This is a genomic window from Lacticaseibacillus sp. YLM2-1, assembly GCF_056583465.1.
Genome location: NZ_JBWOEE010000006.1, coordinates 1 through 6,289 on the forward strand (window position 1 = coordinate 1; position 6,289 = coordinate 6,289).

Sequence of the window (6,289 nt, forward strand, 5' to 3'; positions counted from 1 at the left end):
ATGACAAAGCAAGACGAAACACACCGGGTCATGTTCACTTTGACCGATCAGGCGATTGCGAAATTGAATCAGCTGGTCGCAAAAAAGCAACAGGAAGTGAATCAAAATCCGGAACTGGCTAAGTACCATGTCAGCGTGACCAAATCAAATATCATTGAGGACTGGTTATCAAAGCAGTGAGTTTAAAAAGCGCTAAAGGGCCTGTACTAGCGTTTCTTGCTCTGGCGGGTAGAATTAATGCTCTCTACATCAAAAACGGCTTAGAACGCAAATATAAGCGTTCTAAGCCGTTTTTATCAGCATAGGTTCACGACACCAATAAAAAGCTTTAGTGATTGATCAAATTTAGGCAACGTGCCTTTGTCGGTGAATGGCGATAGCCCACCGAAGCTTCAGCTGAGGTTCTTCTGAGCCACGCAAGCGAAGCGCGCTAGGGCAAGCCAACGGCGCGCAGGCGAAGCCGGAGTGAAATGTGGCGCAGCCACACCTTTTTAGGGAGTAAAGCGACCAGGGTTTGTTATGGGGTTTGGGGAGAGGTTCTCCCCAAGGTCTTTTGTGATTATTAACAAGCAAAACACAAACACAAGCCTCGCGCGCGCTATATATACTTTTAAATACTTCTAAATACTTTAAGTACTTAGGGGATCGAAAACGCCTCAACCACGCGTTTAAATCGACTAATAGGGGACTAAAAAGTTCACGATAGGGGACTAAAAAGTTCACGATAGGGGACTAAAAAGTTCACGATAGGGGACTAAAAAGTTCACGATAGGGGACTAAAAATAGAAATTCGCTTTTCTATGAGTCACCATTTGTGATAGGCTACTTTTTAAGTGGAGGATTGCCGATGGTAGATGTAAAAAAACTTTTATGGAAAAATGACCGCGATTTCAATAAAGAGGAAATTCGGGATCAGCGTTACTTCCTAGTTGCAGAACATAACGATCTTATTACTAAAGCTCGCCATGACCTGAGTGCTCGCGAACTTAAGATCATGGATTATGTGGTTTCAAAAATCAAACCTACTGATGAGCATTTTAATGTGTTACATACTTCTATGTACGAGTTAACAAGTGTTCTTAATCTCAAGCGGAGCGGAACTTCATATTCGCAATTAGCAAAAAATCTCAATGACATGCGAAAAAAAGACGTCTTTATTTATAACGAAAAAGAGAAATCTATTACAATGACTGGTTGGTTTGAACGCGCTAAAGTTTGGGAAAACGGCCAAATTGAGCTTAAGATCAACAAAGACTTTGCTCCTTTTTTATTGCGCCTAAAAGATATTGGGCACTATACTCAATATCTTTTAGAAGACACTGTTCAACTAAAAAGCAAATATGCTATCTTGCTATATAAACTCATGCGAGAAGCTGATAACGACCACGGGCAAACAATTGCCATTGTTCAAGGCTCTCCATATGATTTCAAAGAATGGTTGGGTGCTCCCAAAAATTACGAGTACAAGCTTTTAAAGCGCAATGTCTTAATAAAGGCTATCCGAGAGATCAATCTAAAAATTTTTGACATGGACTTGGAACTATTTCAAGCGAAGCGTGGCCGCCAAGTAGTTCAGGTTGAAATTCACAATAACTTTGTACGCAGATCCTCAAGCAAAGATTTATAAATGCAACTGGTCATAATCTATGCTAAAATGAACGTAATCGAATGAATTTATGAACATCACAGATCCGTGTAGTCCGCAAGCTGCACGGATTTTTTTGTGTCGAAAAAAGCCATCATCTCCGCAAGAAGATGATGGCCCGGTGCCAAGTGCTGGATTTTGCCGCTACTTACACTACTTGTGGTTATCCAGCGCGTATTTCAACAAGAGCAGAAACACACCAACAAGCAGCGGCGCGATGATCGCTTTATCGAATGAATTCATGAACTATCACCACCTCTAGGCGCGGTATCACGCAAAAAGGCGTAGCGACTAAACCAGTATACCAAAAAGCAGTCGAAAACTTAGTGAAACAGCCTCCGCCAACGCGGAGGCTGTTTGTTATTTCTGCCGGCCAAACAAGCGCCGCCAAAAAGATAGCCTCTGTTCTGGGGCACTTTCAGCCGCTCTCGGCGCTTCTGGCGATCGTGTGTGGCTTTTGTCAGCGGTCGGTTCAGCGGCGCTCTCTAGCTCATTTTTTGGTGCCTCAAGCTGCTTCAGCTTATGCTCGGCCATCAACTGGAGTTGCTGCGATTGATCGAGCAACCTGTGTAGCTCCTTGATTTGCTCGTCCTTAGCACTCAGCTGACTAGTGCTTGCCTTTAATTGCTCCTTGAGAACACTAATCACGGCGCTTGGATCGGCTGTCTCAGAATGACTTTCGGATTCAGTGGCGTCTTCTTGCCTCTTTTTGACGCTACTTGCGTTGCCTTGTTCTTTACTTTGATTGGCGGGATTACCGTAAAACACTGACTTTATAGCATCTTCGGAGATTGCGTTAATTGCGTAGCGTCCGCTTGCCTTTTGTGGCCTCTTGCTAGCGGGAAGTTGTCTTATAATCTGCTGAACCCTTTGCCGGCTTATGCTCAACTCGTCCGCTATCTGTTTTGCTGACTTGCTCATGATTGCCCCCTTCATTCTAATGTCTATTATAGCAACGGCTACGGACAACTCCCTATAAAAAATACCCGAAACGATCTTAAAGATCGTTTCGGGTCACTTATTTGAATCAGATTCAAGGCCTCATTTTGAGATGTTTTTAGTCGATACGTTAGGGTAGGCTTTAACGAGTCTCCTATGCTATCATTACGGATAAAATTTATTTGTTCGATAATTGACAGCATAGAATCCTGTCTTATAAAACAATTGTTCTAAGTCAGACATAGACGCATTTGCTTATGCCCTAATTTTGGGTCCGACCTATTGACATTCTTGTCCTTTAACCGATTCGTTAAAGTTAGTATCCAAAGCGACTGACCATGAATTCACCGACTTAATCTACTATCTTGCCTTCTTTTTTAGTGTAATAAAGGAATGTCTTGACAGCACCGTGGTCAACTTCCCTAGATGGATGTATTGTATAATAGATGACTTTAGAGTTAACGCGATAAAAGAATAATCCACGACGTTCATACAAGTTGTAGAAGTACACAGTACTTAGAAATGATCTTTTTGTCCATATCAAGTGGTAACCTTTACCATTCATATGAATTCCGGCTTCATGTTCACCCAAAAACTGAACTATATCACTTTGTCCAAATGTAGAGAGTCTTGTTTGATGCACACTTGCGTTAAATAAAAATAAGCTGAAAAAGATTATCACGTAAGATAAATAAACTTTTCGTTGACTTCTCCTTATCTGCTTATTGTTTATACGGATCTCCTGTATAAACAAGGTTAAAAAGAGAACAAGCGTGCTCAATCCCAGAGGAGTCTGCATCATCGTCCAGCTTGCAAAAACAAGCGACAGAAAGAACAATACTGCGACACCCGCTATTGCGTTTAAGTTTTTCCAATAAGTCGTTGTATATACTCCTTCATTGCTACCAGTAGTTTTAAGGTTCCCGCCAACTCGAATTTCTTAATACGAAAACATTTATAAGCTTGAACTATTCAGAATAAGAATGGTCATGTTGCATGTCCGATTCAAAACACCATCTACCTTTTGTAGAAAGATAATGAAATTATAACATCAAATCGCAGTAAGTCCTCTAAATGTTACAATCAGTTTTCTAAACGTTTTTGAATCATATCTTTATATACGCTCGCCGCTAATATTGCCTGGTCAGATTCATAAAAAACGTTAAAATAAGTTTTAAAGGTTGCCAATGCAGCTACATACTCGGCATTTAGAGCTAATGTTCCCTCAGGGCTTAAAATATTGCGCGTATCCGACTCAATTTTACTGCTACTATCGGAAAATCGATTGATCATATAATTCTTAAAACGTCTTGTATTGTTTCCATCGTTATAATAGTCACTAATAATTGAATATAAAGATTTGGTACTGTTTTTAAAGTTAACATAAATGTTTACTGCATCAACGTCAACCATCAAATCAGCCACTCCAAAACGACTACTCCCCTTTGTTGCATCATGCCCAAAATGGTCTTCCATGGCGGCACGCAAACTTGAATATTCTTTTACACTATCGATTGAGTCTGAAATTCCCGTCAGCAGGTCTCCTGCCCAACCCGCAAGATCCTGTATTCCACTTGCGGAAATAGATTGATCAAAATACAATAAGCTCGCCAATGCTGCAGTCATATGAGCAAAGTCAATTTCAATTCCGGTTACACTGTCAGTTAGTACGGGAAAACTATTATCGTTAGTACCTAGATTGCATAATTAAAGTTACCACCCAGAAAATGTCGATGCCTTTTCTTCTATTGGCACTTCATTGCCATTTTTATCCAACAAAGGAACTTCATTACCGTTTTTATCAAAGATCCTTGTAAAGCCAGATTTTTCAGAGTTAGTTGATGGGTCCATTTGTTCATCTGTCTGCACTGAGGTGGATTCTTTTGCATGATCGATCGATTCACGTTGGGCACCATTTTCTTTTGCATGTATTGGTATATATGCCAACATGCCCATACTAAAAAGTATCCCCAAGCCTAATGTCAGACTCGCTATTTTTTTCACTTGAAGCCCCTTTCTCCCTTAGAACCTGTTTGCAATCTTTGGTAAAAGTCAATTTAAATATCGTTATATCAACGATATTGAAGAGATTCCCTATCATTACACGCGGTATCCAGCACAAATGGACGAGCAACAACGTCTAAAACAATCGAGCCAGGCGTCCACGACATTTCAATATTTTGAAAATGGTTTAAGGAGGCTAACCTTTTCCCAGAGATTCAAAACAATTTCTTAGTCGAGGGCACATTGTAATTTTAAAAGCAAAGCGTTTTGCTGTCAATCAAGCGCTTTCATTAGATTGAAGCAGTTTTTCTTCGTAAGTGATGTACTATTCTGACAAACGAAACTTTTCTGTCCCCCCGAGAACGTGTTTTAGTTCTCAGAATTGTTTAGTGATCAGCATTGAAACTAGTTACCTGAGATCATTTTACAAAGCCACATCAACCTGTTTTTATAGCCGTTACCGAATAGGTACCGGCTGTTTTTGTAGGGAGTTAAGATGGGAGCACAGCGCCCTTCTTACAAACCATTTGCTAGCCCTAAAACCAAAAAGAGCATATCGAAGAAGTCACCAAGCGAACCAAGCAAGGGGTGCTCAAACAAATCAGGAACAACTGGCGCCCAAAGCAATAAGTTACTCGCACCATGTTTCATAAAATCGTTATATTTTAGCACCACGGCTTTGCAATCTCTACCTAAACAAAAAGCAAAATCAGCCATTCACCGATTTTGCTTTTTGGACGATTTTCGACTGTCGCGAGATTTGCAAGTGTACGTACACTTGCGATGAATTGACCCAATCTCAGCTGCGCTGATCGTCAATTTTGTTTGGGGGCACGCCCCCAATTTCCCTGTTATTTTGAAGAGGGGTGAGTCGCTCCTCCAAAGCCAAAATTCAAACAGCACCTGATGGCATCTTTTCGCTGGCTTTTGCATAATGTTACACGCAGTGTTGACGCCTACATTCATTTAGAGTTTCACTCAAGTTGAATATTGTGTAATATATGAGTTGCATTTAAGAAACAGTTTCGTTGATGTTTGTGCAGTTTCAGAGTTGCGGTTAATTCAATATTTTGTTGCGTTACAAGCATCTCGACAGTTTCTGTTAAAGCAACATCTATGCTTCAATTCGAGTAACTCGCTATACGTACCCCTCGTTGCAATCAAGTCACTATATAGTTGCGTGTTCTGCAACGCCAAAAATCGTTCGTTTATGCCCAATAAGCGAATAATCTTGCTCAGGTGTAGTAAAAAACTGTTTACGTGTAGTGAATGGCGCTAGCCCTTGTCGTAACTGGCATCATCCACGTGTAGTAAAACGCGTTTTACGACACGTTCGTAATTTTTTCACGTGGAGTGAATCGTGTTTTACGACACCTTTTGACCCCAACGTGCTATCACGACAAACCAAACCGCACTGCGGTTTACCCCAATTTTGGGGTCAGTTTTGCCTTATGCTCTTTCATGATTTTAGGCGCGTTCCAATCAGCCTTAAAAAGTCCTCGATCCAACCGAGCCGATTTTTGAGATGGAACGGATCACAACTCGATTTATTTTGATCTTTTACCTGGAGAAAAACGTTCACGTTTTGACCAGGGCCGTCGCAACTGTTGACCAAAAATCGTCCGGTAACGTGACGCCATTTTAACGCCGCGTTGGTTTGCTAGACGACAATTCATCATCACCATTCAGGAGGTTTTTGAA

General features: G+C 41.0%; 8 protein-coding genes. 3 read left to right on the forward strand and 5 right to left on the reverse strand.

The genetic code is table 11. The features are described 5' to 3' along the window. Window positions 1–180, forward strand: coding sequence for a hypothetical protein (locus AC07KQ_RS15125; RefSeq protein WP_003572033.1), 180 nt, complete (start codon window positions 1–3; stop codon window positions 178–180). Between the two features lie 667 nt (window positions 181–847). Next, window positions 848–1,627 (forward strand): replication initiation protein, encoded by a 780-nt coding sequence (locus AC07KQ_RS15130; protein ID WP_003589424.1) that lies wholly within the window; start codon window positions 848–850, stop codon window positions 1,625–1,627. Window positions 1,628–2,005: 378 nt separating this feature from the next. Here the strand turns inward: AC07KQ_RS15130 and AC07KQ_RS15135 are convergent, their stop codons facing one another. The 5 genes from AC07KQ_RS15135 to AC07KQ_RS15155 form a co-directional block, all read right to left on the reverse strand. Continuing rightward, on the reverse strand, window positions 2,006–2,566 hold the full coding sequence (locus tag AC07KQ_RS15135; protein ID WP_480156696.1) for a DUF536 domain-containing protein: 561 nt from the start codon (window positions 2,564–2,566) through the stop codon (window positions 2,006–2,008). 370 nt (window positions 2,567–2,936) lie between these two features. After that, window positions 2,937–3,383, reverse strand: a complete 447-nt coding sequence (locus AC07KQ_RS15140; protein WP_016383307.1) for a hypothetical protein — start codon at window positions 3,381–3,383, stop codon at window positions 2,937–2,939. A 284-nt stretch (window positions 3,384–3,667) separates the two neighbouring features. After that, window positions 3,668–4,210: a hypothetical protein gene (locus AC07KQ_RS15145; protein WP_233055132.1), complete on the reverse strand. Its 543-nt coding sequence runs from the start codon at window positions 4,208–4,210 to the stop codon at window positions 3,668–3,670. Between the two features lie 87 nt (window positions 4,211–4,297). Then, complete coding sequence (locus AC07KQ_RS15150) at window positions 4,298–4,588, reverse strand: hypothetical protein (protein ID WP_196241580.1); 291 nt, start codon at window positions 4,586–4,588, stop codon at window positions 4,298–4,300. A 516-nt stretch (window positions 4,589–5,104) separates the two neighbouring features. Further along, window positions 5,105–5,305: a hypothetical protein gene (locus AC07KQ_RS15155; RefSeq protein WP_016373425.1), complete on the reverse strand. Its 201-nt coding sequence runs from the start codon at window positions 5,303–5,305 to the stop codon at window positions 5,105–5,107. 808 nt (window positions 5,306–6,113) lie between these two features. Here AC07KQ_RS15155 and AC07KQ_RS15160 point away from each other — a divergent pair. Then, window positions 6,114–6,233 carry a hypothetical protein gene (locus tag AC07KQ_RS15160; RefSeq protein ID WP_003572085.1) on the forward strand — a complete coding sequence of 40 codons (120 nt, stop codon included), beginning with the start codon at window positions 6,114–6,116 and terminating at the stop codon, window positions 6,231–6,233. The last annotated feature ends 56 nt before the right edge of the window (window positions 6,234–6,289 follow it).

Coding starts and splice junctions, on each gene's coding strand:
- AC07KQ_RS15125 (WP_003572033.1), top strand. CDS start 1: ATGACAAAGCAAGACGAAACACACCGGGTCATGTTCACTTTGACCGAT.
- AC07KQ_RS15130 (WP_003589424.1), top strand. CDS start 848: ATGGTAGATGTAAAAAAACTTTTATGGAAAAATGACCGCGATTTCAAT.
- AC07KQ_RS15135 (WP_480156696.1), bottom strand. CDS start 2,566: ATGAGCAAGTCAGCAAAACAGATAGCGGACGAGTTGAGCATAAGCCGG.
- AC07KQ_RS15140 (WP_016383307.1), bottom strand. CDS start 3,383: ATGCAGACTCCTCTGGGATTGAGCACGCTTGTTCTCTTTTTAACCTTG.
- AC07KQ_RS15145 (WP_233055132.1), bottom strand. CDS start 4,210: ATGACTGCAGCATTGGCGAGCTTATTGTATTTTGATCAATCTATTTCC.
- AC07KQ_RS15155 (WP_016373425.1), bottom strand. CDS start 5,305: ATGGCTGATTTTGCTTTTTGTTTAGGTAGAGATTGCAAAGCCGTGGTG.
- AC07KQ_RS15160 (WP_003572085.1), top strand. CDS start 6,114: ATGGAACGGATCACAACTCGATTTATTTTGATCTTTTACCTGGAGAAA.